Annotated in this window: 21 protein-coding genes and 1 rRNA gene; 3 read left to right on the top strand and 19 right to left on the bottom strand. The window is 72.0% G+C overall.

Features of this window, described 5'->3' with window-relative positions; all coding sequences use genetic code 11:
• Window positions 1-68: 68 nt before the first annotated feature.
• The 10 genes from BJY14_RS41065 to argC form a co-directional block, all read right to left on the bottom strand.
• Window positions 69-1,588, bottom strand: a 16S ribosomal RNA gene (locus BJY14_RS41065).
• Window positions 1,589-2,207: 619 nt separating this feature from the next.
• Complete coding sequence (gene tyrS, locus BJY14_RS41060) at window positions 2,208-3,485, bottom strand: tyrosine--tRNA ligase (RefSeq protein ID WP_179848519.1); 1,278 nt, start codon at window positions 3,483-3,485, stop codon at window positions 2,208-2,210.
• Between the two features lie 130 nt (window positions 3,486-3,615).
• Window positions 3,616-4,251, bottom strand: a complete 636-nt coding sequence (locus BJY14_RS41055; protein WP_179848518.1) for a DNA-3-methyladenine glycosylase — start codon at window positions 4,249-4,251, stop codon at window positions 3,616-3,618.
• A gap of 87 nt (window positions 4,252-4,338) precedes the next feature.
• On the bottom strand, window positions 4,339-5,757 hold the full coding sequence (gene argH / locus BJY14_RS41050; protein ID WP_179848517.1) for an argininosuccinate lyase: 1,419 nt from the start codon (window positions 5,755-5,757) through the stop codon (window positions 4,339-4,341).
• A 150-nt stretch (window positions 5,758-5,907) separates the two neighbouring features.
• Complete coding sequence (locus BJY14_RS41045; RefSeq protein WP_179849954.1) at window positions 5,908-6,444, bottom strand: arginine repressor; 537 nt, start codon at window positions 6,442-6,444, stop codon at window positions 5,908-5,910.
• Window positions 6,445-6,452: 8 nt separating this feature from the next.
• A complete protein-coding gene (gene argF / locus BJY14_RS41040) occupies window positions 6,453-7,370 on the bottom strand; it encodes an ornithine carbamoyltransferase (protein WP_179848516.1) in 918 nt (305 codons plus the stop codon).
• A 2-nt stretch (window positions 7,371-7,372) separates the two neighbouring features.
• Window positions 7,373-8,566, bottom strand: coding sequence for an acetylornithine transaminase (locus BJY14_RS41035; RefSeq protein WP_179848515.1), 1,194 nt, complete (start codon window positions 8,564-8,566; stop codon window positions 7,373-7,375).
• Window positions 8,563-9,474, bottom strand: a complete 912-nt coding sequence (argB, locus tag BJY14_RS41030; RefSeq protein ID WP_179849953.1) for an acetylglutamate kinase — start codon at window positions 9,472-9,474, stop codon at window positions 8,563-8,565. Before argB ends, BJY14_RS41035 begins: the two co-directional genes overlap by 4 nt.
• Before the next feature lie 23 nt (window positions 9,475-9,497).
• A complete protein-coding gene (gene argJ, locus BJY14_RS41025; protein ID WP_179848514.1) occupies window positions 9,498-10,655 on the bottom strand; it encodes a bifunctional glutamate N-acetyltransferase/amino-acid acetyltransferase ArgJ in 1,158 nt (385 codons plus the stop codon).
• Entirely contained in the window at window positions 10,652-11,680 is a 1,029-nt protein-coding gene (gene argC, locus BJY14_RS41020; protein ID WP_179848513.1) for an N-acetyl-gamma-glutamyl-phosphate reductase, read from the bottom strand. The genes argJ and argC overlap by 4 nt, the downstream gene beginning before the upstream one ends.
• Before the next feature lie 164 nt (window positions 11,681-11,844).
• On the opposite strand from argC, the gene BJY14_RS41015 reads away from it, so the two are divergent.
• From BJY14_RS41015 to BJY14_RS41005, 3 genes are all read left to right on the top strand, one after another.
• Complete coding sequence (locus BJY14_RS41015; protein ID WP_179848512.1) at window positions 11,845-12,342, top strand: MarR family winged helix-turn-helix transcriptional regulator; 498 nt, start codon at window positions 11,845-11,847, stop codon at window positions 12,340-12,342.
• Window positions 12,339-13,307 (top strand): ABC transporter ATP-binding protein, encoded by a 969-nt coding sequence (locus tag BJY14_RS41010; protein WP_179848511.1) that lies wholly within the window; start codon window positions 12,339-12,341, stop codon window positions 13,305-13,307. The genes BJY14_RS41015 and BJY14_RS41010 overlap by 4 nt, the downstream gene beginning before the upstream one ends.
• Before the next feature lie 79 nt (window positions 13,308-13,386).
• On the top strand, window positions 13,387-14,226 hold the full coding sequence (locus BJY14_RS41005) for an ABC transporter permease (RefSeq protein ID WP_179848510.1): 840 nt from the start codon (window positions 13,387-13,389) through the stop codon (window positions 14,224-14,226).
• A 55-nt stretch (window positions 14,227-14,281) separates the two neighbouring features.
• Here BJY14_RS41005 and BJY14_RS41000 read toward each other — a convergent pair whose 3' ends face one another.
• The 9 genes from BJY14_RS41000 to infC all read right to left on the bottom strand — a co-directional run bounded on the left by BJY14_RS41000 (window position 14,282) and on the right by infC (window position 24,379).
• The gene (locus BJY14_RS41000; RefSeq protein ID WP_179848509.1) at window positions 14,282-15,898 is read right to left on the bottom strand and encodes an ABC-F family ATP-binding cassette domain-containing protein; all 1,617 of its coding nucleotides are present in this window, start codon (window positions 15,896-15,898) and stop codon (window positions 14,282-14,284) included.
• Between the two features lie 475 nt (window positions 15,899-16,373).
• Window positions 16,374-18,857 (bottom strand): phenylalanine--tRNA ligase subunit beta, encoded by a 2,484-nt coding sequence (pheT, locus tag BJY14_RS40995; RefSeq protein ID WP_179848508.1) that lies wholly within the window; start codon window positions 18,855-18,857, stop codon window positions 16,374-16,376.
• Complete coding sequence (pheS, locus tag BJY14_RS40990; protein WP_179848507.1) at window positions 18,857-19,966, bottom strand: phenylalanine--tRNA ligase subunit alpha; 1,110 nt, start codon at window positions 19,964-19,966, stop codon at window positions 18,857-18,859. The genes pheT and pheS overlap by 1 nt, the downstream gene beginning before the upstream one ends.
• Window positions 19,967-20,099: 133 nt before the next feature.
• Complete coding sequence (locus tag BJY14_RS40985; protein ID WP_258943344.1) at window positions 20,100-21,188, bottom strand: sensor histidine kinase; 1,089 nt, start codon at window positions 21,186-21,188, stop codon at window positions 20,100-20,102.
• 188 nt (window positions 21,189-21,376) lie between these two features.
• Entirely contained in the window at window positions 21,377-21,880 is a 504-nt protein-coding gene (locus BJY14_RS40980) for an STAS domain-containing protein (RefSeq protein ID WP_179848506.1), read from the bottom strand.
• Window positions 21,881-22,149: 269 nt separating this feature from the next.
• Entirely contained in the window at window positions 22,150-22,989 is an 840-nt protein-coding gene (locus tag BJY14_RS40975) for a TrmH family RNA methyltransferase (protein WP_179848505.1), read from the bottom strand.
• 34 nt (window positions 22,990-23,023) lie between these two features.
• Window positions 23,024-23,401, bottom strand: coding sequence for a 50S ribosomal protein L20 (gene rplT / locus BJY14_RS40970; RefSeq protein ID WP_021597478.1), 378 nt, complete (start codon window positions 23,399-23,401; stop codon window positions 23,024-23,026).
• Between the two features lie 70 nt (window positions 23,402-23,471).
• Entirely contained in the window at window positions 23,472-23,666 is a 195-nt protein-coding gene (gene rpmI / locus BJY14_RS40965) for a 50S ribosomal protein L35 (RefSeq protein WP_179848504.1), read from the bottom strand.
• 182 nt (window positions 23,667-23,848) lie between these two features.
• Window positions 23,849-24,379, bottom strand: a complete 531-nt coding sequence (infC, locus tag BJY14_RS40960; RefSeq protein ID WP_258943360.1) for a translation initiation factor IF-3 — start codon at window positions 24,377-24,379, stop codon at window positions 23,849-23,851.
• Window positions 24,380-24,839: the final 460 nt, after the last annotated feature.

Here is a 24,839-nt window from a genome sequence, read left to right as displayed (position 1 = left end):
CGCTGTCAACGGCGGCCACCGACCAAGATCCCTCTGACGAGGCGACCTGGCCAGTTGGTGCTCCTTAGAAAGGAGGTGATCCAGCCGCACCTTCCGGTACGGCTACCTTGTTACGACTTCGTCCCAATCGCCGGCCCCACCTTCGACCGCTCCCCCCACACAAGGTGGTTGGGCCACGGGCTTCGGGTGTTGCCGACTTTCGTGACGTGACGGGCGGTGTGTACAAGGCCCGGGAACGTATTCACCGCAGCGTTGCTGATCTGCGATTACTAGCGACTCCGACTTCACGAAGTCGAGTTGCAGACTTCGATCCGAACTGAGACCGGCTTTAAGGGATTCGCTCCACCTCACGGTATCGCAGCCCTCTGTACCGGCCATTGTAGCATGTTTGCAGCCCAAGACATAAGGGGCATGATGACTTGACGTCATCCCCACCTTCCTCCGAGTTGACCCCGGCGGTCTCCCATGAGTCCCCACCCGAAGTGCTGGCAACATGGAACGAGGGTTGCGCTCGTTGCGGGACTTAACCCAACATCTCACGACACGAGCTGACGACAGCCATGCACCACCTGTCACCGGCCCAAAAGGACCCACCATCTCTGATGGTTTTCCGGCGATGTCAAGCCTTGGTAAGGTTCTTCGCGTTGCGTCGAATTAAGCAACATGCTCCGCCGCTTGTGCGGGCCCCCGTCAATTCCTTTGAGTTTTAGCCTTGCGGCCGTACTCCCCAGGCGGGGCGCTTAATGCGTTAGCTGCGGCGCGGAATCCGTGGAAGGACCCCACACCTAGCGCCCAACGTTTACGGCGTGGACTACCAGGGTATCTAATCCTGTTCGCTCCCCACGCTTTCGCTCCTCAGCGTCAGTACAGGCCCAGAGAACCGCCTTCGCCACCGGTGTTCCTCCCGATATCTGCGCATTTCACCGCTACACCGGGAATTCCATTCTCCCCTACCTGCCTCTAGTCTGCCCGTATCCACCGCAGACCCACGGTTAAGCCGTGGGCTTTCACGACAGACGCGACAAACCGCCTACGAGCTCTTTACGCCCAATAATTCCGGACAACGCTTGCGCCCTACGTATTACCGCGGCTGCTGGCACGTAGTTAGCCGGCGCTTCTTCTGCAGGTACCGTCACGTTAGCTTCGTCCCTGCTGAAAGAGGTTTACAACCCGAAGGCCGTCATCCCTCACGCGGCGTCGCTGCGTCAGGCTTCCGCCCATTGCGCAATATTCCCCACTGCTGCCTCCCGTAGGAGTCTGGGCCGTGTCTCAGTCCCAGTGTGACCGGTCGCCCTCTCAGGCCGGTTACCCGTCGTCGCCTTGGTAGGCCATCACCCCACCAACAAGCTGATAGGCCGCGAGCCCATCCCCAACCGAAAAACTTTCCACCACCCGATCATGAGACCAGTGGTTATATCCGGTATTAGACCCAGTTTCCCGGGCTTATCCCAGAGTCAGGGGCAGGTTGCTCACGTGTTACTCACCCGTTCGCCGCTCGAGTACCCCCGAAGGGGCCTTTCCGCTCGACTTGCATGTGTTAAGCACGCCGCCAGCGTTCGTCCTGAGCCAGGATCAAACTCTCCATCAAGGTCCAACGACCAGCCAGGGGGCGAACCCCGACCAGCCAAACCTCAGGAAACAATCCCAGCATCACCATCCCCACAAAGGGGACGGCATTGCCTCAAAGAAATCCCCACCACCCCACAAAGCAGGGCGGCACGGGGCGACCCGGCCAATCAATGACCGAGCCGATAAAGGCACTGGCTTTTAACACGCTGTTGAGTTCTCAAGAAACGGACACCCACCGCGCCGGACCCCGCTCTCGCGGCCCCCGGCTCCGGGGCAACCCTTCAATCGTACCCGATCCGTCCTGGTTTAACCAACTTCGGGCGGCTCGGCCTCGTTAGTCCCTTTTGGGCGCAGCGTAGCGCACCCGTCCGGGTCTGTTGAGGTTTCCCCTCGGGGCCGGCCGCCTGTCGGCGTCCCGCTCCCCCGTGGGGCGTGTAGAACATTAGGTCCCGCCGCCAGGACCGTCAAATCAGCCCTGGAGGAGCTTGAATCCGCAGGTCATCTACTGTTTTCAGTCTTCGAACCATGCCCCGTCGCGGGCCGTCGTAACCGCACTGTGACGTGTATCTACCGAAGTTTGCCCTCCTCATGACGACAGCCCGCCCGGAGAGGGTCCGGGCGGGCTGTCGGAAGGCCTTTCAGGAGGCGGTCACCTCGACGCCGCCCACGTTGCGCTTGCCGCGCCGCAGGACGAGGAAGCGCCCCTGGAGCAGGTCGGCCGCGGCCGGCACCGCATCCTCCGACTCGACCTTGGCGTTGTTGAGGTAGGCGCCGCCCTGGGCGATGGCACGGCGAGCCTCCGACTTGCTCTTGCACAGGCCGGACGCCGTCAGAAGGTCCACCACCGACGGCAGCTCTCCCGCGGGCACCTCCGTGCGGGGCACCTCGGAGAGGGCGGCGTGCAGCGTCCGCTCGTCCAGCTCCTCCAGTGACCCCTGCCCGAACAGGGCGCGGGACGCCGCGATGACCCGGGCGGTCTCGTCGGCGCCGTGCACGAGCGTGGTCATCTCCTCGGCGAGCGCCCGCTGCGGGGCCCGCGCGGCCGGACGGTCCGCGCCCTGCTTGGCCAGGTCCTCGATCTCCTCACGAGGTCGGAAGCTGAAGAACTTCAGGAACTTCTCCACGTCCCGGTCGTCGGCGTTGATCCAGAACTGGTAGAAGGCGTACGGCGAGGTCAGCTCGGGGTCGAGCCAGTAGGTCTCGCCGCCCGCGGTCTTGCCGAACTTGGACCCGTCCGCCTTGGTCAGCAGCGGCGTGGTCAGCGCGTGCGCGCTTCCCCCCTCCACCCGGCGGATCAGGTCGACGCCCGCGGTGAGGTTGCCCCACTGGTCGCTTCCGCCGGTCTGCAGAAGGCACCCGTGGCGCCGGTACAGCTCGAGGAAGTCCATGGACTGGAGCAGGACGTAGCTGAACTCGGTGTAGCTCATCCCGGTGGAGTCGAGCCGGGCCTTGACCGTCTCGCGGGCGAGCATCCGGTTGACCGGGAAGTGCTTGCCGATGTCTCGCAGGAACTCGATGGCCGACATGGGGCCGGTCCAGTCGAGGTTGCTGACCATCGTCGCGGCGGTCGGGCCCTCGTCGAAGTCGAGGAACGCCGACACCTGGCCGCGGACCCGCTCGACCCATCCGGCGACGGTCTCCTCGGAGTTCAGCACGCGTTCGGCGCTCTTGCCGCTCGGGTCGCCGATCAGCCCCGTGGCGCCGCCGACCAGGCCGATCGGCCGGTGCCCGGCCTTCTGGAAGCGGCGCAGGGTGAGGATCTGGATGAGGTTGCCGAGGTGCAGCGAGGGCGCCGTCGGGTCGAATCCGCAATAGAGGGTGACCGGTCCCGCGGCGAGCAGGGCCCGCAGTTCGTCCAGGTCGGTGGACTGCGCGATCAGGCCGCGCCACGCGAGATCGTCCAGGATGTCGGTCACGGTCTCCCTCGTCTCCGGCTTGCTTTTCCGTGTACCCACCAGGCTGCACCGGTGGGCGGGTGTCACGCCAACGATATTCAACGCCCGCCGCGGCGGGGCGGCCGCCGGCCGACCTCGCGGTCGCGTCGGATCAGCCCTCGGCGGTGATCTTCTTGCGCTGCCGCGGGACGTGCGGGCGGTAGGGCGAGACGGTGCGGTCGCCCTCGATCCAGAACCGCCACGGGACCTCCTTCGCGCCGTTGACGCCGGTCCGGGGGCCGTTGCGGATCAGCGCGGGGTCGGCGGGCTCGCCCCTGCGGACCGTCATCGGCCCGCCCGGCACGCACACGTCCAGGCCGTTCTGCTCGCGTGCGACGCCGAGTGCCTGGCAGAGCCGGGCCGGGCCGCGGGCCAGGTCGCGGACGGTCGAGCGGGGGCGGCGCGCCCTGGCGACGTCCTCCCCCTCGATGATCTCGCCGGCGCGGAGCAGCACCGCCATGGACGTCCCGTCCGGCCCGCACACGAGATTCATGCAGAAGTGCATGCCGTAGGTGAAGTAGACGTAGACGTGCCCGGGCGGCCCGAACATGACCTCGTTGCGCGGGGTCCGGCCCCGGTAGGCGTGCGAGGCCGGGTCCAGGGGACCCGCGTAGGCCTCCACCTCGGTGAGCCGGGCCGCGACCTCCCCCTCCGGGGTGCGGTGGCTGATCACGTGCCCGAGCAGCGCGGGCGCGACCTCCTCCACCGGGCCGTCGAAGAAATCGCGGGGCAGCAACGCTCCGTCCATCGCCTCACCGTGGTCTAGGGGACAGCTTCGCCGGTCGACCAGCCTAGGGGGCGGTCCGCACCGCGGCGGCCGCCCCCGTCGCGCCGGTCAGGCGTCCGAGCCGGCGGCCCAGGCGGCGTGGCCGTTGACCAGGGCGCGCAGCGCGCCGATCTGCTCGCGGACGCGGTCGGGAGCCGTCCCCCCGTAGGCCTTGCGGGATGCGAGGGCGCCCTGCACGTTCAGCACCTCGCGGACGTCGGGCGTCAGGTGCGGCGACACCTTGCCGAGCTCCTCGTCGGTGAGGTCGTCGAAGTCCTTGTCGTTGACCTGGCACCAGACGACGAGGTGCCCGACGACCTCGTGGGCGTCGCGGAACGCCACGCCGCGGCGGACGAGCAGTTCGGCGAGGTCGGTGGCGAGCGCGAAGCCGTCCGGGGCGAGGGCCTCCAGCCGCTCGGTGTTGACCCGCATGGTCGCGATGAGCCCGGACATGGCGGGCAGCACGAGCAGCAGCGTCTCGACGGCGTCGAACGCGCCCTCCTTGTCCTCCTGGAGGTCGCGGTTGTAGGTGAGCGGGAGGCCCTTGAGGGTGGTGAGCAGGCCGACGAGGTGCCCGATGAGGCGGCCGGCCTTGCCGCGCGCCAGCTCGGCGACGTCGGGGTTCTTCTTCTGCGGCATGATCGACGACCCGGTGGCGTAGGTGTCGTCCATCTCGATCCAGCGGAACTCCTGCGAGGCCCAGAGGCAGACCTCCTCGCCGAGGCGCGACAGGTGCACGCCGATCAGCGCGGCGGCGAAGAGGAACTCGGCGACGAAGTCGCGGTCGGCGACGGCGTCCATGGAGTTGGGCGCGGCGGCGTCGAAGCCGAGCTCGGCGGCCGTGGCCTGCGGGTCCAGCGGCAGGGACGAGCCGGCGAGGGCGCCGGAGCCGAGCGGGGAGACGGCGGCGCGCCGGTCCCAGTCGCGCAGCCGGTCGATGTCGCGGGTGAGCGGCTGGACGTGCGCGAGGAGCTGGTGCGAGAACAGCACGGGCTGGGCGTGCTGCAGGTGGGTCATGCCGGGCGCGGCGACGCCGAGGTTGTGCTCGGCCTGCGCGATCAGCGCGGTCTCCAGCTCGACCAGCCGCGACACGATCTGGCGGACGTGGTCGCGCAGGTACAGGCGCAGGTCGGTGGCGACCTGGTCGTTGCGGCTGCGGCCGGCGCGCAGCTTGCCGCCGAGGGCGCCGAGGCGCTCCAGCAGGCCCCGCTCCAGGGCGGTGTGGACGTCCTCGTCGGCGACCGTGGGGCGGAACTCGCCGCCGCGGCACGCCTCCTCGAGGTCGTCGAGGGCACCGATCATGCGCTCGAGCTCGTCATCGGTGAGCAGGCCCGCCCGGTTGAGGACGCGGGCGTGCGCGCGCGATCCCATCAGGTCGTAGGGGGCGAGCCGCCAGTCGAACTGGACGCTCACCGAGAGCCTCGCGAGCGCGTCCGACGGGCCGCCTTCGAACCGGCCGCCCCACAGCCGCGTCGGTGCCTTGGTCACGGAGAATCCTCTTCTTCCCACCACTGGTCGTTCGGTCAACTGCCATCTCACCACGCCGCCCCCTGCCGGGTACGGCACGGACGCACCCGCACGGGCGCCGCGGCGCCGGCGTCCGCAACAGCGTACGGCGTATCCGCCGCGCCCCGCGGGTCAGGAGGCGGGGTCGGGGCCGTCCGGCGGCCCCTGGGTTCGTCGCTCGCGCGTGCCGGTCAGCCGCAGCAGCGCCTGGGCGACGTCCTCCCCGCCGAGCGGGTCGCGGGCGATGACCAGGATCGAGTCGTCGCCCGCGACGGTGCCGAGGATGGACGGCCATTCGGCGTGGTCGATCGCCGAGGCCAGGTACTGGGCGGCGCCCGGCGGGGTCCGCACCATGACCAGGTTCGCGGACGCCTCGGCCGAGACGAGCAGTTCGGCGGCGAGCCGGGAGAGCCGCCCGGTGAAGGTCTCGGCGGCGCCGGTGCGGGCGCGGCGGATCCGCTCGCCGCCCTCGCCGGGGACGGCGTAGATCAGGCTGCCGTCGTCGGCGCGCAGCTTCACCGCGCCGATCTCGACCAGGTCGCGGGAGAGCGTGGCCTGGGTGACCTCGACGCCCTCGTCGCCGAGGAGCTTGGCGAGCTCGCCCTGCGAGTGCACGGGGTGCCGGGTCAGCAGGTCGATCACCCGGGCGTGCCGCGCGGCCTTGGTCATGGGGGTGGTCACCGGGCGCGCTCCAGGAGCCACACGAGCAGCGCCTTCTGGGCGTGCAGCCGGTTCTCGGCCTCGTCCCACACGCGGCTGCGCGGCCCGTCGAGGACGGAGGCGGCGATCTCCTTGCCGCGGTAGGCGGGCAGGCAGTGCAGGACGACCGCCTCGGCATCGGCGAGGGCGAGCAGGTCCTCGTCCACCGAGTACGGCTCGTACAGCGAGGTGTCCTTGCCGTCCTGGCCCATCGACACCCACGTGTCGGTGGCGAGGACATCGGCTCCGGCGGCGGCCTCGGCGGCGTCGGCGGTGACCGTCACGGACCCGCCGGTCGCGGCCGCGATCTCCTTCGCGCGCTCGACGACCGCGGGGGCGGGCGGCTGGGAGGCGGGCGCGCCGACCCGGACGTGCATCCCCGCGGTGGCGCAGCCCAGCAGGTAGGAGTGCGCCATGTTGTTGGCGCCGTCGCCGAAGTAGGCGAGGGTGACGCCGGCGAGGCCGCCCTTCTCCTCCCGGACGGTCTGCAGGTCGGCGAGGATCTGGCAGGGATGGAACTCGTCGGTGAGCGCGTTGACGACCGGGACCGCGGTGCCGGCGGCCATCTCCTCGATGCGCTCCTGCCCGCCCGTCCGCCACACGATGGCGCTGACCTGGCGTTCGAGGACGCGGGCGGTGTCGGCGATGGTCTCGCCGCGGCCGAGCTGGCTCGTGCCCGCGTCCATCACCAGGGGGTTGCCGCCGAGCTCGGCGATGCCGGCGGCGAACGACAGCCGTGTCCGGGTGGACGGCTTGTCGAACAGCACGGCCACCGAGCGGGGGCCCTCCAGCGGCCGGTGGCCGAAGCGGTCCTTCTTCACCTGCGCGGCGAGGTCGAGGACCTCGGCCTGCTCGCCGGGGCTGAGGTCGTCGTCCCGCAGAAAGTGCCTGGTCACGGTCAGTTCTCCTGCTCGGGGGAGGCGGCGTCGAGGATACCGGGGAACGCCTCGGCGAACGAGCCCGCCTGCTCGGCGGTGAGGATCAGCGGCGGGGCGATGCGCACCGCGTCGGGCTGGAGGGCGTTGACGAGGAAGCCCGCGTCGCGTGCGGCGGCCTCCACGGCGGCCGCGTGCGGCCCGGTCAGTACGGCCGCCCGCCACAGCCCGCGGCCCCGCACGCCCGCGAGCAGCGGGTGCTCGACGGCGTCGAGGCCGGCGGCGAGGGCCTCCCCCACGGAGGCGGCGTTGGCGAGCAGGCCGTCCTTCTCGATGGTGGTGAGGACGGCGAGGGCGGCCGCCGCGGCGATCGGGTTGCCGCCGAACGTGCTGCCGTGGTCGCCCTTGGCGAACAGGCCGCCGTGCGGCCCGAACGCGACGCACGCCCCGATCGGCAGGCCGCCGCCGAGGCCCTTGGCGAGGGTGAGGACGTCGGGCCTGGCGTTCTCGTGCTCGAACGCGAACCAGGTGCCGGTGCGGCCGATCGCGGACTGGATCTCGTCGGCGACGAACAGCGCTCCCGCCGCGTCGCAGATCTGGCGGACGGCGGCGAAGTAGCCGTCCGGCGGGGGGACGACCCCGGCCTCGCCCTGCGTGGGCTCCAGGAACACCGCCGCGCAGCCCTCGTCCACCGCGGCGTCGAGCGCGCCCGCGTCCCCGTACGGGACGAACCGGACGTCGATCGCGAACGGCCCGAACGGCTCCCGGATCGCGGCCTTGCCCGTCAGGCTCAGCGCGCCGAGCGTCCGGCCGTGGAAGCCGTTCTCGGCCGCGACGAAGTACGGACGCCCGTTGCCCTTCCCGTACTTGAGGGCGAGCTTGAGCGCGCACTCGTTCGCCTCGGTGCCGCTGTTGGCGAGGAAGACCCTCCCGTCGCCGCCCAGCAGTTCCCGCAGCCGCTCGGCGAGCAGCACCTCCGGCTCGTTCAGGAACAGGTTGGAGGTGTGCGCGATGGTCGCCGCCTGGGACGACACCGCCTCGACGAGCGCGGGGTGGGCGTGCCCGAGCGAGCTGACCGCGATCCCCGCGATGAGGTCGAGGTACTCGCGGCCTGCGGCGTCCCACACCCGGCAGCCCTCGCCGCGCGCGAGCGCCACGGGCGGGACGCCGTAGTTCGGCATGAACGCCGCCTCGAACCGCTCCCTGAGATCGCTCATTTCTCCTCCGCCCCGGCGTCGCCCGGGAGGCTGGGCAGCACCATCGTTCCGATCCCCTCGTCCGTGAAGATCTCCAGCAGCAGCGAGTGCAGGACCCGGCCGTCCAGGACGTGCGCCTGCGGGACGCCGCCGCGCACGGCGGCCAGGCAGGCCTCCATCTTGGGCACCATCCCGGCCGACAGGTCCGGCAGCAGGACGGCCAGCTCGTCGGCGGTGAGCCGGTCGATGACGTCGTCGCTGTCCGGCCAGTCCGCGTACAGGCCCTCGACGTCGGTGAGGACCACGAGCTTCGCCGCGTCCAGCGCGACGGCCAGCGCGGCCGCCGCGGTGTCGGCGTTGACGTTGTAGACCTCGCCGTCGTCGCCGCGCGCGACACTGGAGATCACCGGGATGCGGCCGTCGTCCAGCAGCGCCCGCACGGCCCCGACCTGCACCTCGACGATCTCGCCGACCTGGCCGATGTCGACCGGCGCGCCGTCCACGACCGCGTGCTTGCGCTCGGCGGTGAACAGGTTCGCGTCCTCGCCGGACATGCCGAGCGCGAACGGGCCGTGCCGGTTGATCAGGCCGACGACGTCGCGCTGGACCTGCCCGGTCAGCACCATCCGGACGACCTCCATGGCCTCCGGGGTGGTGACCCGCAGCCCGGCGGTGAACGTCGAGTCGATGCCGTTGCGGGCCAGCGCCGCGTTGATCTGCGGGCCGCCGCCGTGCACGACCACCGGCCGCAGCCCGGCGTAGCGCAGGAACACCACGTCCTCGGCGAAGGAGTGCCGCAGCCGCTCGTCGGTCATCGCGTGCCCGCCGTACTTGATCACGACGGTCTTGCCGTGGAAGCGCTCCAGCCACGGCAGCGCCTTGATCAGGGTCTCGGCCTTGCCCATGACGCCCATCCGGTTCTTGCGCATCTGCGCGCCCGGGGTGACGGCGGTCATGTGGCGTACGCCGAGTTCTCGTGGACGTAGTCGGCCGTGAGGTCGGTGGTCCAGACGGTGGCGCTGTGCGGGCCGGCGGACAGGTCGACGGTGATCGTCACGTCGCGGGGGCGCAGGTCGACCTTGTCGCGGTCGTCGCCGAACGACCCGTTCCGGCACACCCACACGCCGTTGATGGCGACGTTGAGGTGGTCGGGCTCGAACACCGCGTCGGTGGTGCCGACGGCCGACAGCACCCGGCCCCAGTTGGGGTCCTCGCCGTGGATGGCGCACTTGAGCAGGTTGTTGCGGGCGACGGAGCGGCCGACCGTGACCGCGTCGTCCTCGGAGGCGGCGCCGACGACCTCGATCGCGATGGCCTTGGACGCGCCCTCGGCGTCCACGAGGAGCTGCCGGGTGAGGTCGGCGCACACCTCGGTGAGCAGCGCGGTGAACTCCTCCTCGTCCGGGACGACCTCGGCGGCGCCCGAGGCGAGCAGCAGCACGGTGTCGTTGGTGGACATGCACCCGTCGGCGTCGAGCCGGTCGAGGGTGACGCCGGTGGCCGCGCGCAGGGCCCGGTCGAGGGCGTCCGCGGGAAGGTCGGCGTCGGTGGTGACGACGCAGAGCATGGTGGCCAGGGACGGGGCGAGCATGCCCGCGCCCTTCGCCATCGCGCCGATCATGTAGCCGCCGGCGCCCTGCCGGAAGGAGATCTTGGCGACGGTGTCGGTGGTGCGGATCGCGTCGGCGGCGGCGAGCCCGCCGTCCCCGCGCGACAGCTCGGCGGCGGCCTTGTCGACGCCGGTCAGCAGCAGGTCCATCGGCAGCCGCTCGCCGATCAGCCCGGTGGAGCAGACGGCGATCTCGCCCGCCGAGTCCTCCAGCAGCTCGGCGGCCTTCTCGGCGGTGGCGTGGGTGTCCTGGAAGCCGGGGGCGCCGGTGCAGGCGTTGGCGCCGCCCGCGTTCAGCACGACGGCGCGGACGCGGGCGCCCTTGAGGACCTGCTCGGACCACAGGACCGGAGCGGCCCGCACGCGGTTGCGGGTGAAGACGCCGGCGGCCGCGCGGGACGGCCCGTCGTTGACGACGAGGGCCAGGTCGCGGTTGCCGCTGTCCTTCAGCCCGGCGACGACGCCGGCGGCGCGGAAACCCCGGGGGGCGGTGACGCTCAAGGGGACACTCCGATCGTGGTCAGCCCGAGTTCTTCCGGGAGGCCGAGGGCGAGGTTGGCGCTCTGCACCGCGCCGCCCGCGGTGCCCTTGGTGAGGTTGTCGACGGCGGCGACCACGACGAGGCGGCCCGCCGCCTCGTCGAGCGCGGTCTGGACGAGGACCGTGTTCGCGCCGAGGGTCATGGACGTGGCGGGCCACTGCCCCTCCGGCAGCAGTCCGAGGAACGGCTCGCCCGCGTACGCCTCCTCGTAGGCGGCGCGCAGCGAGGCCGCGGTGACGCCGGGGCGCGCCTTGGCCGTGCAGGTGGCGAGGATGCCGCGGCTCATCGGCGCGAGCGTCGGGGTGAAGGAGACCGTGACCGGCTCCCCCGCCGCCGCGCTGAGGTTCTGGATCATCTCGGGCGTATGCCTATGCGTGCCGCCGACGGCGTAGGCGGACACCGAGCCCATCACCTCGCTGCCCAGCAGGTGCGGTTTGAGGGCCCGCCCGGCGCCGGAGGTCCCCGACGCCGCGACCACGACGACGTCGGGTTCGGCGAGGCCCGCGGCGAGCGCGGGGAACATCGCGAGCGAGACGGCCGTGGGGTAGCAGCCGGGGACCGCGACGCGCCTCGCGGAGCGCAGCGCGTCCCGGTGGCCGGGCAGCTCGGGCAGCCCGTAGGGCCACGTGCCCGCGTGCGGGGTGCCGTAGAACCTCTCCCAGTCGCCGGGGTCGGCCAGCCGGTGGTCGGCGCCGCAGTCGATGACCAGGACGTCCTCGCCCAGCTGCTCGGCGAGCGGCCCGGACCGGCCGTGCGGCAGCGCCAGGAACACCACGTCGTGGCCGGAGAGCGTGCCGGGGGTGGTCTCCTCCAGGACGCGTCCGGCCAGGGATCGCAGGTGGGGCTGGTGCGCGCCGAGCTCGGCGCCCGCGTTGGAGCCCGCCGTCAGCGCGCCGATCTCGAACTCTGGATGTCCCGCCAGGATGCGCAGCACCTCGCCGCCCGCGTAACCGCTGGCGCCGGCGACCGCCGTCCGGATTCCCATGTCCACTCTGCCCTTCGCTCTGTCAAGCAAGAGTATGCATGAGGCTGGATTCCTATTCAACGACGGGTTACGTCTTTCACACCGCTGAGACAAGCGCCACAGCGCAAAGTACTTAGATGACTAATGATTTGCCACCTAAACATCAGTGCCCTAACATCCCTCGCATGGAGAACCACGGTCTCGGCGACCTGAAGATCTTCGGGCCCATCGAGGAGTGGCGGATCGGCCAGCTCTTCGGTGTCGCGTCCCGGCTCTCGGGCCCGATCGTCTGGCGCATCATCGAGCGGCACGGCATCAGCCCGGCGGGCTTCTTCCTGCTCCGCCTGCTCGTCGTCGAGGACGGCCTGCGCCCCGGCGAGGTCGCCAAGCGCCTGATGGTGACCCCCGCCACGGTCACCTCGGTCGTCGACACCCTGGAACGCAACGGGCACGTGCGGCGCGAGCGCTCCTACCGGGACCGGCGCGGCGTGATGCTGCTCATCACCGACTCCGGGCGGCGGTTCCTGGCCGAGAAGTCCGGTCCCATCGGCCGCGACCTCACCCGCCTCTACGACGTCGTCGACGAGGACGACGAGGCCGCCGTGCGCCGGTTCCTGCTCAAGTTGATCCGCAAGTTCGAGAACTACTCCCCCGACGGGGAAGCGAAGGGAGACGGCGCGTGACTCATCCCCCCGAAACCGCCGTTCGCACGGTCGGTCTGGAGAAGACCTATCCCGCGTCCGGTCCGCGTCCCGCGGTGCCCGCCGTCCAGGGCATCGACCTGGACGTCCCGCGCGGCGAGTTCTTCGGCCTGCTCGGGCCGAACGGCGCCGGCAAGTCGACCACCATCGGCATGCTCACCACGCTCGTCGTCCCGACCGGCGGCACCGCCAGCGTGTCCGGCCTGGACGTCGTCCGGGACGCCGTCGAGATCAAGCGCCGCATCGGCGTCGTCTCGCAGAACAACACCCTCGACAGCGACCTCACCGTCGCCGAGAACCTGGAGTTCCGCGGCCGGTACTTCGGGCTCGGCGCGCGGGACGCCCGCAAGCGCGCCGCCGATCTGCTGGAGCTGTTCGGGCTCACCGAGCAGCGCGGCGGCAACCCGTTCGAGATCTCCGGCGGGCAGGCCAAGCGCGTGATGATCTGCCGCGCCCTCATGCACGGCCCCGAGGTTCTGTTCCTGGACGAGCCGACCGCCGGGCTCGACCCGCAGACCCGCACCAACCTCTGGGAGGTGCTGCGGGGGCTCCAGGCGGGCGGGCAGACGATCCTGCTCACCACGCACTACATGGAGGAGGCCGAGGCGCTCTGCGACCGGGTCGCGGTCGTCGACCACGGCAAGATCCTCGCCAGCGGCACGGTGGACCAGCTCAAGTCGAGCGCCGGCGCCGACACCGTCATCACCGTGGCCTACGACTCCCCCGCCCCGGACGGGATCAAGGCCCTCGGCGACCGGGAGGGCATCAGCAAGGTCGAGATCAACGACGGCCAGGTGCGCGTGTTCGCCGCCGAGCCCGACGGCATCCTCGGCGAGCTCGTGGAAATCGGGGCCGCGGCCGGCGTCGGGGTCACCGACGCCAGCCAACTGCGTCCCAGTTTGGAGACCGTTTTCCTCGCCCTCACCGGAAGGGACTACCGCGATTGACCTCGCCCCTGCCGAAGCAACGGGCCTCAACCCAAAGCACCACTCCTGTCACGAGTCGTGGCCACGATGGAGGAAAGCAATGAGCATCACCGTCCTGGCACCGCCGCCGCCGGCGCGGGCCACCGTCCCCCGCACCTTCGCCGCGATGATGGCGCGCGAGGCGCGGGTCATGCGCAAGAACTTCCTGGCGACGTTCACCCGGGTGCTGGTGCAGCCGGTCATGTTCGTGTTCGTGTTCGCCTACGTGCTGCCGAAGCTCGGCGGCGGCGCCATGGCGGGCGGGCCGGGCGGGCCGACGTTCTCCACCATCCTGCTGCCCGGGCTCGTCGGTTCCTCGATCATCATGCAGGCGATGATGGCGGTGATCTTCCCGCTGATGATGGAGCTGAGCTGGCAGAAGTCGATCACCGACCGGGCGCTGGCGCCGGTCCCGGTGCCGCTGCTGGCCGTCCAGAAGATCATCGCGGCGGCGCTGCAGGGCCTGATCGGCGGGCTGCTGGTGTTCCCCGCCGTGCTGTTCATCCACGCCGACGGCCAGTCGCCCGAGGTGCACGTGGACAACTGGCCGGTGCTGATCGCGGTGATGGTGGTCGGGGCGCTGATGTCGGCGTCCGGCGGGCTGCTGCTCGGCACGCTGATGAACCCGCAGAAGGTCCAGATGCTGTTCGCCATGGTCCTGCTGCCCATGACGATGCTCGGCTGCGTCTACTACCCCTGGTCGGCGCTGGACAACATCCGCTGGCTGCAGATCGCCAGCCTGTTCAACCCGCTGGTGTACGTGAGCGAGGGGCTGCGCAGCGCGCTCACCCCCGAGATCCCGCACATGCCGGTGTGGGCGTTCATGCTCGCCATCGTCGGCGGGACGGTCCTGCTGACCTGGGCGGCGACCCGCACCTTCACCAAGCGCGTGCTGACCTGACCGGCGGCGAGGCGGCCCCCGCGCGGAACGATCCGCGCGGGGGCCGCCGCACGCGCTACATCGGCTCGACCTCGGTGAGGCCGCACGACCGGTCCATGCGCAGCCAGCGGGTGATGCCGAGGGTGCGCAGGAACGGCACGTCGTGGCTGACCACGACCAGAGCGCCCTCGTAGGCGGCGAGGGCCTGCGAGAGCTGCGCCGCGCTGGCCATGTCGAGGTTGTTCGTCGGCTCGTCCAGCAGGAGCAGCTGCGGGGCGGGCTCGGCGAGCAGCAGCGACGCCAGCACCGCGCGGAACCGCTCCCCGCCCGACAGGGTCGCGGCCGGCTGGTCGGCCCGCGCACCGCGGAACAGGAACCGCGCGAGCCCCGCCCGGATCCGCGCCGGCGGCGCCGACGGCGCCTGCGCGCGGACGTTCTCGGCGACGCTGAGCTCCCCGTCCAGGACGTCGAGCCGCTGGGGCAGGTACCGGACGCCGTCCACCCCGACCTTCACGTCCGTGCCCTCGGGGACGCGGTCGCCTACGAGCGTCCGCAGGAACGTGGTCTTGCCCGACCCGTTGGGGCCGACCAGCGCGATCCGCTCCGGCCCGCGGACGATCAGCTCGCCCAGCGTGCCGGGTTCCGGCTCGGCGGCGGCCAGGCCCGTCACGGTCAGCACCGTCCGGCCCGCCGGGACGCGCGTGGCGGGCAGCTCGACGCGGATCTCGGCGTCCTCGCGAACGGCCCCCTCAGCCTCGGTGAGCCGCGTGCGGGCGTCGGCGAGCCGCTCCTCGTGCATGATGCGGTGCTTGCCGGCCGAGACCTGGGCCTGCCGCTTGCGCTCGCCCATCACGATCTTCGGCTCGCGCTTGCTCTCCTGCATCTTGTTGCCGTAGCGCTTGCGCCGGGCCAGCTTGACGTGGGCCTCCTCCAGTTCGCGCTTCTGGCGGCGCAGGTCGGTCTCGGCGGCCCTGACCGTCCGCTCCGCGGCCTCCCGCTCGACGGCGAGCAGGTCCTCGTAGGCCGACAGCCCGCCGCCGAAGGACCGGACGGCACCCTCGCGCAGGTCGGCGATCTCGTCGACGCGGTCGAGCAGCTCCCGGTCGTGGCTGACGACGACGAGCACGCCCGTCCAGGACGCGACCGCCTCGTACAGGCGGTGGCGCGCGTCCAGGTCCAGGTTGTTGGTCGGCTCGTCCAGCAACAGGACGTCGGGACGGGCCAGGAACCGCGCCGCCAGCCCGACCATCACGGCCTCGCCGCCCGACAGCGTCGGGACCGTGCGGTCCAGGTCGAGATGGCCGAGCCCGAGCCGGTCGAGCTCCGCGCGGGCGCGCTCCTCGACGTCCCAGTCGTCCCCGACGGCGGCGAAGTTCTCCTCGGTGGCCTCGCCGCGCTCGATGGCGTGCAGGGCCGCGCGGGTCGCGGTGATGCCAAGCAGGTCCGAGACCGTGGCGGCGTCGTCGAGGACGAGGTTCTGCGGCAGGTAGCCGATCTCCCCGTCGACGCTCACGGTGCCCGATCCGGCGCGCAGCTCGCCGGCGATGATCTTCAGCAGGGTGGACTTGCCGGAGCCGTTGACGCCGATCAGGCCCGTCCGGCCCGTGCCGAACGCGGCGTCCAGCCCGTCCAGCACGACGGTGCCGTCCTCCCAGGCGAACGACAGGTCCGAGCACACGATGGCGAATGACATTGAGCGGCCTCCATGATGAGCGAGAAGAGATGCGGGACGCATGGAGACACCGCGGGATCGCGCGACGCGCCGGCGGGCATGAGAAAGCCCGGCGGGTCGGAGTCCGCACTGAGGTCACGTGCGCGGGCCGGAGAACGGCCACTGCGCGGTGTCGGACCTCAGATCCTCAATGGACTCCCCAGCCGGGCGGCGATGTGACGCGGTCGAGCATACCCGGCGACTAATCGCAACACAAGTCGCGTTAAGAATTCCGGACGGGGACCGCCGGCCCGGTGTCCGCCGGACGTACCGCGGAGCCGCACGCGTGCGGGAGAGGGCGCGGCCGTGCTCGCCGGCGGCGGCTGATGCGCCGTGGCGGCCGTGTCGATGAGCCCGCTCGTCTCACCGGACGCCGCGACGGGAGCCTCGGCCACGCCGGCTGAGACGTGGACGTGCCCCGGACCCCGCGCGGGGTCCGGGGCACGCTCGCGTTCCGTCAGGCGCCGCGCAGGACGGCTCCGGTCCGCTCGGACGCGGCGGCCACGGCGGCGTCGCGGGCCTGCGACGCCTCCTCGGCCGTGAGCGTCCGGTCGGGGGCGCGGAACCGCAGCGAGTAGGCCAGCGACTTGCGGCCCTCCCCCACCTGCTCGCCCGTGTAGACGTCGAACAGCCGGATCGCCTCCAGGAGCTCGCCCGCACCGTCGCGCAGGGCCGCCTCGACCTCGGCGGCCGCCACCGCGGAGTCCACGACCAGCGCGACGTCCTGCATCGCGACCGGATACGACGACACGTGCGGAGCGCGGACGGTCACCGGCTCGCCCAGGCGACGCAGCTCCAGCTCCATCGCGCACGACCGCGCGGGCAGACCGTACGCCTTCGTGACGCGCGGGTGCAGCTCACCGGCGTGCCCGACGAGGGTGTCGCCGGCGTAGAGCGCGGCGCAGCGGCCGGGATGCCAGGGCGCGTGCTGGTCGGCCTTCACCGTCAGCTCGACGCCGACCTCGCGGGCCACCGTGCGGGCCGCCTCGACCGCGTCCGCCCACAGCGCCGGACGGCCCTCGCCCCACCAGCCGGACGGCTCGCGGTCGCCGGACAGCACCGCCGCGACCCGGTACGGCTGGTCCGGCAGCGCGGCCTCCAGCCCGGCGACCTCCTCGGCCGTCGGGCCGCGGTCCACGGCCAGCCGCGGCGCCCGCTCGGGGGCGTCCGGGCGCGGCCGGAACACCACGCCCACCTCGAACAGCGCGGCGTCACCGAAGCCGCGTCCCACGTTGAGCGCCAGCACCTTGAGCAGGCCCGGCAGCAGCGTGGTGCGCAGCAGCGGCTCCTCCTCCGACATCGGGTTCGCGAGCCGCAGCGTCCGCCGGCGCGCGTCGTCAGCCGGGAGCTGGAGGCCGTCCAGGTCCTTCTCGGCGACGAACGGGAAGGCGAGCGCCTCCACGTACCCGGCGCCGGCGAGCGCGCGGCCCACCCGGCGGCGCAGCCGCTGCTCGGCGGTCAGGCCCTTGCCCGCCACCGGGCGCGGCGCCCGCGCCGGGATGTTCTCGTACCCCTCCAGGCGGATGACCTCCTCGGCGAGGTCGTTGGGCGCGGTGAGGTCGGGGCGCCAGGACGGCGGCGTCACCGTCAGCACGTCGCCGCCGGCCACCGCGCAGCCGACCTGCTCCAGGCGCCGGACGACCGCCTCCCGCCCGTAGGCCACGCCCGCCACCCGGTCGGGATGCCCGGCGGGCATCTCCACCGCGGCCCGCTCGACCGGCGCCTCGGCGTGCGTGACACCGGCCACGATCTTCGCGCCGCCCAGCTCGGCCAGCATCCGCACCGCCCGGTACGAGGCGTACAGCGGCAGCTCGCGGTCGACGCCGCGCTCGAACCGGTGGGACGCCTCGCTGTGCAGGCGGTGCCGGCGGCTCATCCGGGCGACGCCCATGGCGTCGAAGTGCGCGGCCTCGACGACCATGTCGCTCGACCGCTCGTCGATCTCGGTGGCGAGACCGCCCATCGTGCCGGCCATCGAGATCGGGCCCGACGCGTCGGTGATGAGGATGTCGTCGGGGTCGAGGGCCCGCTTGACGTGGTCGAGCGTCTCCAGCTGCTCGCCGGGCTCGGCGCGCCGCACGACGATCGGGCCGGTCAGCTTGCCCCGGTCGAACGCGTGCAGCGGCTGCCCGAGCTCCAGCATCAGGTAGTTGGTGATGTCGACCGCCAGCGACACCGGCCGCATCCCCGCGCGGTGCAGGCGCACCTGCATCCACATCGGGGTCCGCGCGTCCGGGTCGAAGCCGCTCACCTCGCGCAGGACGAACCGGTCGCACACGGCCGGGTCGCCGATGCTCGCCGGGTGACTCTGCGCCCCCTCGTCGTCCGCCGGCAGCTCGACGTCCGCCGGGTCCTTGAACGGCACGCCGTAGGCGATGGCGGCCTCGCGGGCGATGCCGCGGATGGACAGGGCGTAGCCGCGGTCGGGCGTCACGGCGATGTCGAGGACGTCGTCGCGCAGCCCGAGCATCTCGATCGCGTCCGCGCCGACGGGGGCGTCCGGCGGCAGGACGAGGATGCCGCTGTGGTCGTCGCCGATCCCGAGCTCGGTCACCGAGCAGATCATGCCCGCCGACATCCGCCCGTAGGTCTTGCGGGCGCCGATCTCGAACCCGCCGGGCAGCACGCCGCCCGGCAGGACGACCACGACGCGGTCGCCGACCGCGAAGTTGGTGGCGCCGCACACGATGCTCTGCGGCTCCCCCGTGCCGTTGGCGTCGCCGACGTTCACCCGGCAGTGGCGGATCGGCTTCTTGAAACCGGTCAGCTCCTCGATCTCCAGGACCTCGCCGACCACGAGCGGGCCGGTGATGTCGGCGCCGGCCCGCTCGACCGTCTCGACCTCCAGGCCCGCCGCGATCAGCTCGGCGGCCAGCGCGCGGCCCGTGACGTCGGCCGGGAGCTCGACGTACTCGCGCAGCCAGGAAAGCGGGGCCCGCATCAGATCTCCATCCCGAACGGGAGGGTGAACCGGACGTCGCCCTCCACCATGTCGTACATGTCCTCCACGCCGTGCCGGAACATCAGCGTCCGCTCGACGCCCAGCCCGAACGCCCAGCCGCTGTAGCGGTCCGCGTCGACCCCGCAGGCCACCAGCACCCGCGGGTTGACCATGCCGCAGCCGCCGAGCTCGATCCAGCCCTCGGAGCTGCAGGTGCGGCAGGGCGCGCCGCCCGGCTCCGCGGACGCGCCCCGGCACACGAAGCACTGCATGTCCACCTCGGCGGACGGCTCGGTGAACGGGAAGAACGACGGCCTGAACCGCGTCCTCAGCCCCTCGCCGAACATGCCGGTGACGAACGCGTCGATGCCGCCGCGCAGATCGGCCATCGTCAGGCCCTCGTCGACGGCGAGGCCCTCCAGCTGGTGGAACACCGGGCTGTGCGTGGCGTCGAGCTCGTCGGTGCGGAACGTGCGGCCGGGCGCCACCACGTACACCGGCAGCGGCCGCGACAGCAGCGACCTGATCTGCATCGGCGAGGTGTGGGTGCGCATCACCAGCCCGGACTCCTCCGACTCGACGAAGAAGGTGTCCTGCATGGTGCGGGCCGGGTGGTCGGGAAGGAAGTTCAGGGCGTCGAAGTTGAACCACTCCGCCTCGACCTCGGGGCCCTCGGAGACCTCGAAGCCCATCGAGACGAAGACGTCGGCCATCCGCTCCTGCATCGTGGTCAGCGGGTGCCGGGCGCCGCGCGGCGCGCGGTCCCACGGAAGGGTGACGTCGACGGTCTCCTCGACGAGGACGCGGCGGTCGCGCTCCTCCTCCAGCTCGGCCTGGCGCTCCTTGAGCGCCTTCGCCACCGCGCCCCGGGCCGCGCCGATGCGCTTGCCCGCCTCGGCGCGGGCCGCGGGCGGGAGGGCGCCGATCTCGCGGTTGGCCAGGGCGAGCGGGGAACGGTCTCCGGCGTGCGCCAGCCGGACCTGCTTCAGGGCGTCGAGGTCGGCGGCCGCGGCGATCGCCGCGAGCGCCTCGGCGCGGGCCCGCTCCAGCTCCTCGGGCTGCAGCGCGGACACCTCGACGGGGTCATAGGACTTGTTGGGTGCAGACATGGTGGTGTGATCGACTCCGGTCGGCGTGGGACGCCCGCAGTCTAGTGCGCGGGCGGAGGACATCCGGAAAGCGTGCGCGTGACGCGCTGGCCCGCCGAGGGACCCGATGCCGTGCCGCGGTGTGGGCCGCGGGTCAGCCGGCGTAGTCGGGGGCCCCTGCGGGCACGGTAAATCGGAACTCGGCGCCGCCGCCGGGCGCCCGCCGCACGGTGATCACGCCGCCGTGCGCCTCGACCAGCCCCTTGACGATGTAGAGCCCGAGCCCGGTGCCGCCGCGGCGGTTGCCGCCGGGCCCGCGCCAGAACTGCCGGAAGACGCGCTGGACGGCCTCGGGCGGAATGCCCTCGCCCTCGTCGCGCACCGACACGGCCGCCCCCTCCTTATGCGCGTCCGGCTCCACCACAATGGTGACAGTGCCCGCCCCGTGGCGCACCGCGTTTTCGACGAGGTTGCCGAGGATCTGATCCATCTTGTCGGGATCGAGCCACATCTCGGGCAGCTCGCCGCGCGTCTCGAAGCGGAAGCGGTCCTCCGGCTCCCCCGCGGCGACCCGGCCCGCGATGACCTTGCGGACCTCCTCGGGGATGTCGACGACCTGGCGGCGCATCTCCAGCCGGCCCGACTCGATGCGGGACACGTCCAGCAGCTCGGTGATCAGCCGGGTGACGCGGTCGGCGTCGGCGTTGACGGTCTCCAGCATCACCCGCTTCTGGTCGTCGTTGAAGCGGTGCCACTTGGCGAGCAGCGTCGCGGTGAACCCCTTGACGCTGGTGAGCGGGGAGCGCAGCTCGTGGGCGACGGTGGAGACCAGGTCGGCGCGGTCGCGCTCCTGCCGGGCGCGGTGCAGGGCGTCGCGCAGGCACACGGTGAACCGTTCCACACGGCGCTCGGCGTCGCGCCGGTACGCGGCGGTCACGAGCACCTCGGTGCCGCCCGGAAGGAACAGCACGCGCTCGGGGTGGCGGGTGCGGGTGGACAGCCCGTCGTAGGGGGCCAGGCACTTCCACCAGTCGCGGCCCTCGGCGTCGTGCAGGGGCAGGACGTCGCGGAAGTCGCGGCCCACGGCCGATCCGGCGGGGATCCCGGTGATCCGCGCGGCGGCGGCGTTGAACACGACGACGCGGGCGTCCCGGCCGGCGACCATCAGCCCGTCGGGCAGGTCGTCCGGGCCGCCCCCCTCGGGGCCCGGCCCGGACCCCGCCTCGGGTCCGCGCGCGGCCACGAGAGGGGATTCCTCTCCGCCCACAGCGGCCTCCAGAACACCGATGGGAACGCGGCCTGTCGGAAAGAGACTCTAGCCGGAGTCGGGCCCCTAACGGGACCCGGAAACCGCCTCGCGGCAAGGCATGTGTGGCTTTCGCGTGGGGTGTCGCCGCCTCCCGCGGAGCGCCCCATCAGGGGTTCGCGCCCTCATCCGGACCTCGTGGGCGAGTCCTGGCCGGACAGCGCGGCCTCGACATCGCGGTGGATCGCGAACAGCCGGTGCAGGCCGGTGATCTTGAACAACCGCAGCTGGGCGGGCCGCACCCCGGCGAGGGCGATCTCGCCGCCGGCGGCGGAGATCTGGTTGTGCGCGGCGACCAGGGCGCCGAGCCCGGCCGCGTCGCAGAACGGGACGGCGGCGAAGTCGGCCACCAGGCGGCGCGGCCCCGTCCCGGAAAGCCGGCCGTGCGTCTCCACGAGCCGGTCGCGCAGCGGCCCGGCGGTGCGCAGGTCGATCTCCCCGGCCACCGCGACGACGGCCGTGCCGGCTTCGACCCTGGCGGCCTCGATGCGCAGGCCGTCGTCCGCGTACGCGCCGGGGGCGTCCGGAAAGGCGTCCGGGACGGTGGCGGCCTGGACCGCACCGGCCCGGCACCGCACCTCCGGGGGACGCCGGCCCGCCCTCGCGGTTCGCCTGGTCTCCTCGGTCATCTCGCCCCCACTCCCGTGCGGCCTCGTCGCCGCACTGGTCAACCCGCTGATCAACACGTTAGGCGCGGCGGCACGACGGCGTGATCCCCCGCCGGTCGCGGTTCTCGCTCCTCCCCGCGAACGAGCCCCGCGCGGCGGCAGGCCCCCCTGCGCCGCGTCCACGCGAAGACCATCTTCCCAGCTCACCCGTCACGAGGCGGCGCCAATCGCGACCGCATGCGGCCATTCGATCACGGAATGCAGTGGAAACACCGGGACCGCGCCGTACTTCACGTACGGCTCGGGCGCTCTCCCTGGGAGCCGCGCTGCGCCCGGGCCGACGCATAGAGGCATACGGCCGCGGCCGTCGCCAGGTTCAGGCTCTCGGCCCGCCCGTAGATGGGCACGCGGACGACCTCGTCAACATGCCGCAGGATCTCCTCGGGCAGTCCCCACGCCTCGTTCCCGAAGACCCAGGCGGTGGGGCGGGCGAGCACCCCCTCGTCGATCGCCTCGTCGAGGGTGCGGTCGCCCGCGCCGTCGGCGGCCAGGACGGTCAGGCCCGCGCCCTTCAACTCCGGGATCAGCGCGTCGAACCGGGGGCCGACGACGACCGGCAGGTGGAACAGGCTGCCCGCTGAGGCGCGGACGCACTTGCCGTTGTAGGGGTCGACGGACGCGTCGGTGAACACGACCGTCTCCGAGCCCGCGGCGTCGGCGGTGCGCAGGACGGTCCCCGCGTTGCCGGGGTCGCGGACGTGCGCGAGCACGGTCACCAGCCGGGGGGCGTTCTCCAGCGCCCTGTCCAGTGGGACGTCGACGAACTCGCAGACCGCCAGCAGCCCCTGCGGGGTGACGGTCTGGGCGAGCTCCGCCATGATCTCGCCGCTGACGCGCAGCACCGGCGCGCCGGCGCGCTCGGCGGCGAGCACCAGCTCGGGGTGGCGGGCCTCCGCCTCGGCCGTGGTGAACAGCTCCGCGAGCCCGCCGGGGATGCGCAGCGCCTCCCGCACCGCCTGCGGCCCCTCGGCGAGGAACCGGTTCTCACGGCGCCGGAACGCGCGTTTGGCGAGCCGCCGAGCGGCCTTCACCCGTGGTGATCGGAGAGAGGTCAGCTCGCGGCCCGCCATGTCGCTGTGATCGCCCGTGTGCCGGTCGCCCGGCTCAGGCCGCCTCCGAACCCTCGGCCGGGAGCGCGTCCTTGGCGACCTTGACCAGGGCGGCGAACGCCGGGGCGTCGTTGACGGCGAGCTCGGCGAGCATGCGCCGGTCGACCTCGACCTCGGCGGCCTTCAGGCCCTGGATGAACCGGTTGTAGGTGATGCCGTTGGCGCGGGCCGCGGCGTTGATCCGCTGGATCCACAGCCGGCGGAACTGGCCCTTGCGGTCCTTGCGGTCCCGGAAGGCGTAGGTCATCGAGTGGAGCTGCTGCTCCTTGGCCTTGCGGTACAGGCGCGAACGCTGCCCGCGGTAGCCGCTCGACCGCTCCAGGACGACCCGACGCTTCTTGGCGGCGTTGACCGCCCGCTTCACGCGTGCCACGTGTCTGACTCCTTCGTGGGGGCCGGGGCCATGCTGGCCTCGGCCGGTCGGCGATGTTCCGGGTCGAGCGCTACTTGCGCAGCAGCTTCTTGATGTTCTTGGCGTCGGCGGGGGCCACCACGGCGGGGCCGTCGAGACGCCGGGTCCGCTTGGACGGCTTGTGCTCGAGCAGGTGGTTGCGGTTGGCGCGGCGGCGCATCACCTTGCCGGTGCCGGTCAGCTTGAAGCGCTTCTTGGCACCGCTGTGGGTCTTGGTCTTCGGCATGGTCGCCGTCGTCTCCCTCTTTCCCGGCCTCCGTGCCGACCGGCATGGAGGCGCGCCTGATCGGCGCACCGCACGGCGACCCGTGGACGCGCCTGGTCAGGCTTCGATGTACGTAGGCCGCGACCTCGCTCAGCCGCGAGTTCGCGATGGGGGCCACCGCGAGGCCGGTCCCCGAACGGCCGTCAGACGGTGGTCTCCGACTCCTGCCCGCGGGCCGTCTTCTTCTTGTGCGGACCGAGCACCATGATCATGTTCCGGCCGTCCTGCTTGGGCCGCGACTCGACGAAGCCGAGCTCCTCGACGTCGTCGGCGAGCCGCTGCAGCAGCCGGAAACCGAGCTCGGGACGGGACTGCTCACGACCACGGAACATGATCGTGACCTTCACCTTGTCCCCGGCCTTCAGGAACCGCACCACGTGACCCTTCTTGGTCTCGTAGTCGTGCGGGTCGATCTTCGGGCGGAGCTTGATCTCCTTGATGACCGTGTGCGCCTGGTTCTTCCGCGCTTCACGCGCCTTCATCGCGGACTCGTACTTGAACTTGCCGTAGTCCATGAGCTTCGCGACGGGCGGACGCGCGGTGGGCGCCACCTCGACGAGGTCGAGGTCCGACTCACGCGCGAGTTCGAGGGCCTTGGCGATGGGCACGATGCCCACCTGTTCGCCGTTCGGGCCGACGAGCCGGACCTCGGGCACGCGAATGCGGTCGTTGATACGCGGTTCGGCGCTGATGGGACCTCCTTGGGGCCGTTCTCAAGTTCGTTGGACCGGTCGTACCCCGAGGCTTCCACGAGAAAAGCCCCGCACGACTCACGCACGGGGCCACCTTCGGTCTTCCGGGAACGGCGATGCCGCCCGGAAACTACGGCGGTACGGGCTGACGCCCGTTCGCCGGACCGAGACCCACCGGCTTCGCAGCCGGTCAGGTGGGAGGTGGCCTCCGCTTGAGCGCCCGGCACGCGCCACCGTTCAGTCGCGCGCACAGGGCCGGTCGACCACCAAGAATACCACCCGGTGAGGCCGGGTGCGCCATACCGGATCACCCGCCCGGCCTTCGCCGCGCGAGCACCCGGCCGAGAGTACGCCAACCGCTACAACAGGCCGCGGCACGGCGCCATTCCCGGGCCGGCGCGCGAGCCGCCGCCGAGTGAGGGTGTTCTGACCCGGCGGGCGT

It is taken from the genome of Actinomadura luteofluorescens (assembly GCF_013409365.1).
GTDB lineage: Bacteria > Actinomycetota > Actinomycetes > Streptosporangiales > Streptosporangiaceae > Spirillospora > Spirillospora luteofluorescens.
This window is presented reverse-complemented; position numbering and strand designations above follow the sequence as displayed.

What these genes read in the sequence shown, in the direction of transcription:
- BJY14_RS40980 (WP_179848506.1), bottom strand. Translation starts at nt 21,880, where the DNA reads ATGACCGAGGAGACCAGGCGAACCGCGAGGGCGGGCCGGCGTCCCCCG.
- BJY14_RS41055 (WP_179848518.1), bottom strand. Translation starts at nt 4,251, where the DNA reads ATGGACGGAGCGTTGCTGCCCCGCGATTTCTTCGACGGCCCGGTGGAG.
- argC (WP_179848513.1), bottom strand. Translation starts at nt 11,680, where the DNA reads ATGGGAATCCGGACGGCGGTCGCCGGCGCCAGCGGTTACGCGGGCGGC.
- BJY14_RS40975 (WP_179848505.1), bottom strand. Translation starts at nt 22,989, where the DNA reads ATGGCGGGCCGCGAGCTGACCTCTCTCCGATCACCACGGGTGAAGGCC.
- rpmI (WP_179848504.1), bottom strand. Translation starts at nt 23,666, where the DNA reads ATGCCGAAGACCAAGACCCACAGCGGTGCCAAGAAGCGCTTCAAGCTG.
- pheS (WP_179848507.1), bottom strand. Translation starts at nt 19,966, where the DNA reads ATGTCTGCACCCAACAAGTCCTATGACCCCGTCGAGGTGTCCGCGCTG.
- BJY14_RS41015 (WP_179848512.1), top strand. Translation starts at nt 11,845, where the DNA reads ATGGAGAACCACGGTCTCGGCGACCTGAAGATCTTCGGGCCCATCGAG.
- BJY14_RS41045 (WP_179849954.1), bottom strand. Translation starts at nt 6,444, where the DNA reads ATGACCAAGGCCGCGCGGCACGCCCGGGTGATCGACCTGCTGACCCGG.
- BJY14_RS41005 (WP_179848510.1), top strand. Translation starts at nt 13,387, where the DNA reads ATGAGCATCACCGTCCTGGCACCGCCGCCGCCGGCGCGGGCCACCGTC.
- BJY14_RS41035 (WP_179848515.1), bottom strand. Translation starts at nt 8,566, where the DNA reads ATGAGCGATCTCAGGGAGCGGTTCGAGGCGGCGTTCATGCCGAACTAC.
- pheT (WP_179848508.1), bottom strand. Translation starts at nt 18,857, where the DNA reads ATGCGGGCCCCGCTTTCCTGGCTGCGCGAGTACGTCGAGCTCCCGGCC.
- argB (WP_179849953.1), bottom strand. Translation starts at nt 9,474, where the DNA reads ATGCGCAAGAACCGGATGGGCGTCATGGGCAAGGCCGAGACCCTGATC.
- BJY14_RS41000 (WP_179848509.1), bottom strand. Translation starts at nt 15,898, where the DNA reads ATGTCATTCGCCATCGTGTGCTCGGACCTGTCGTTCGCCTGGGAGGAC.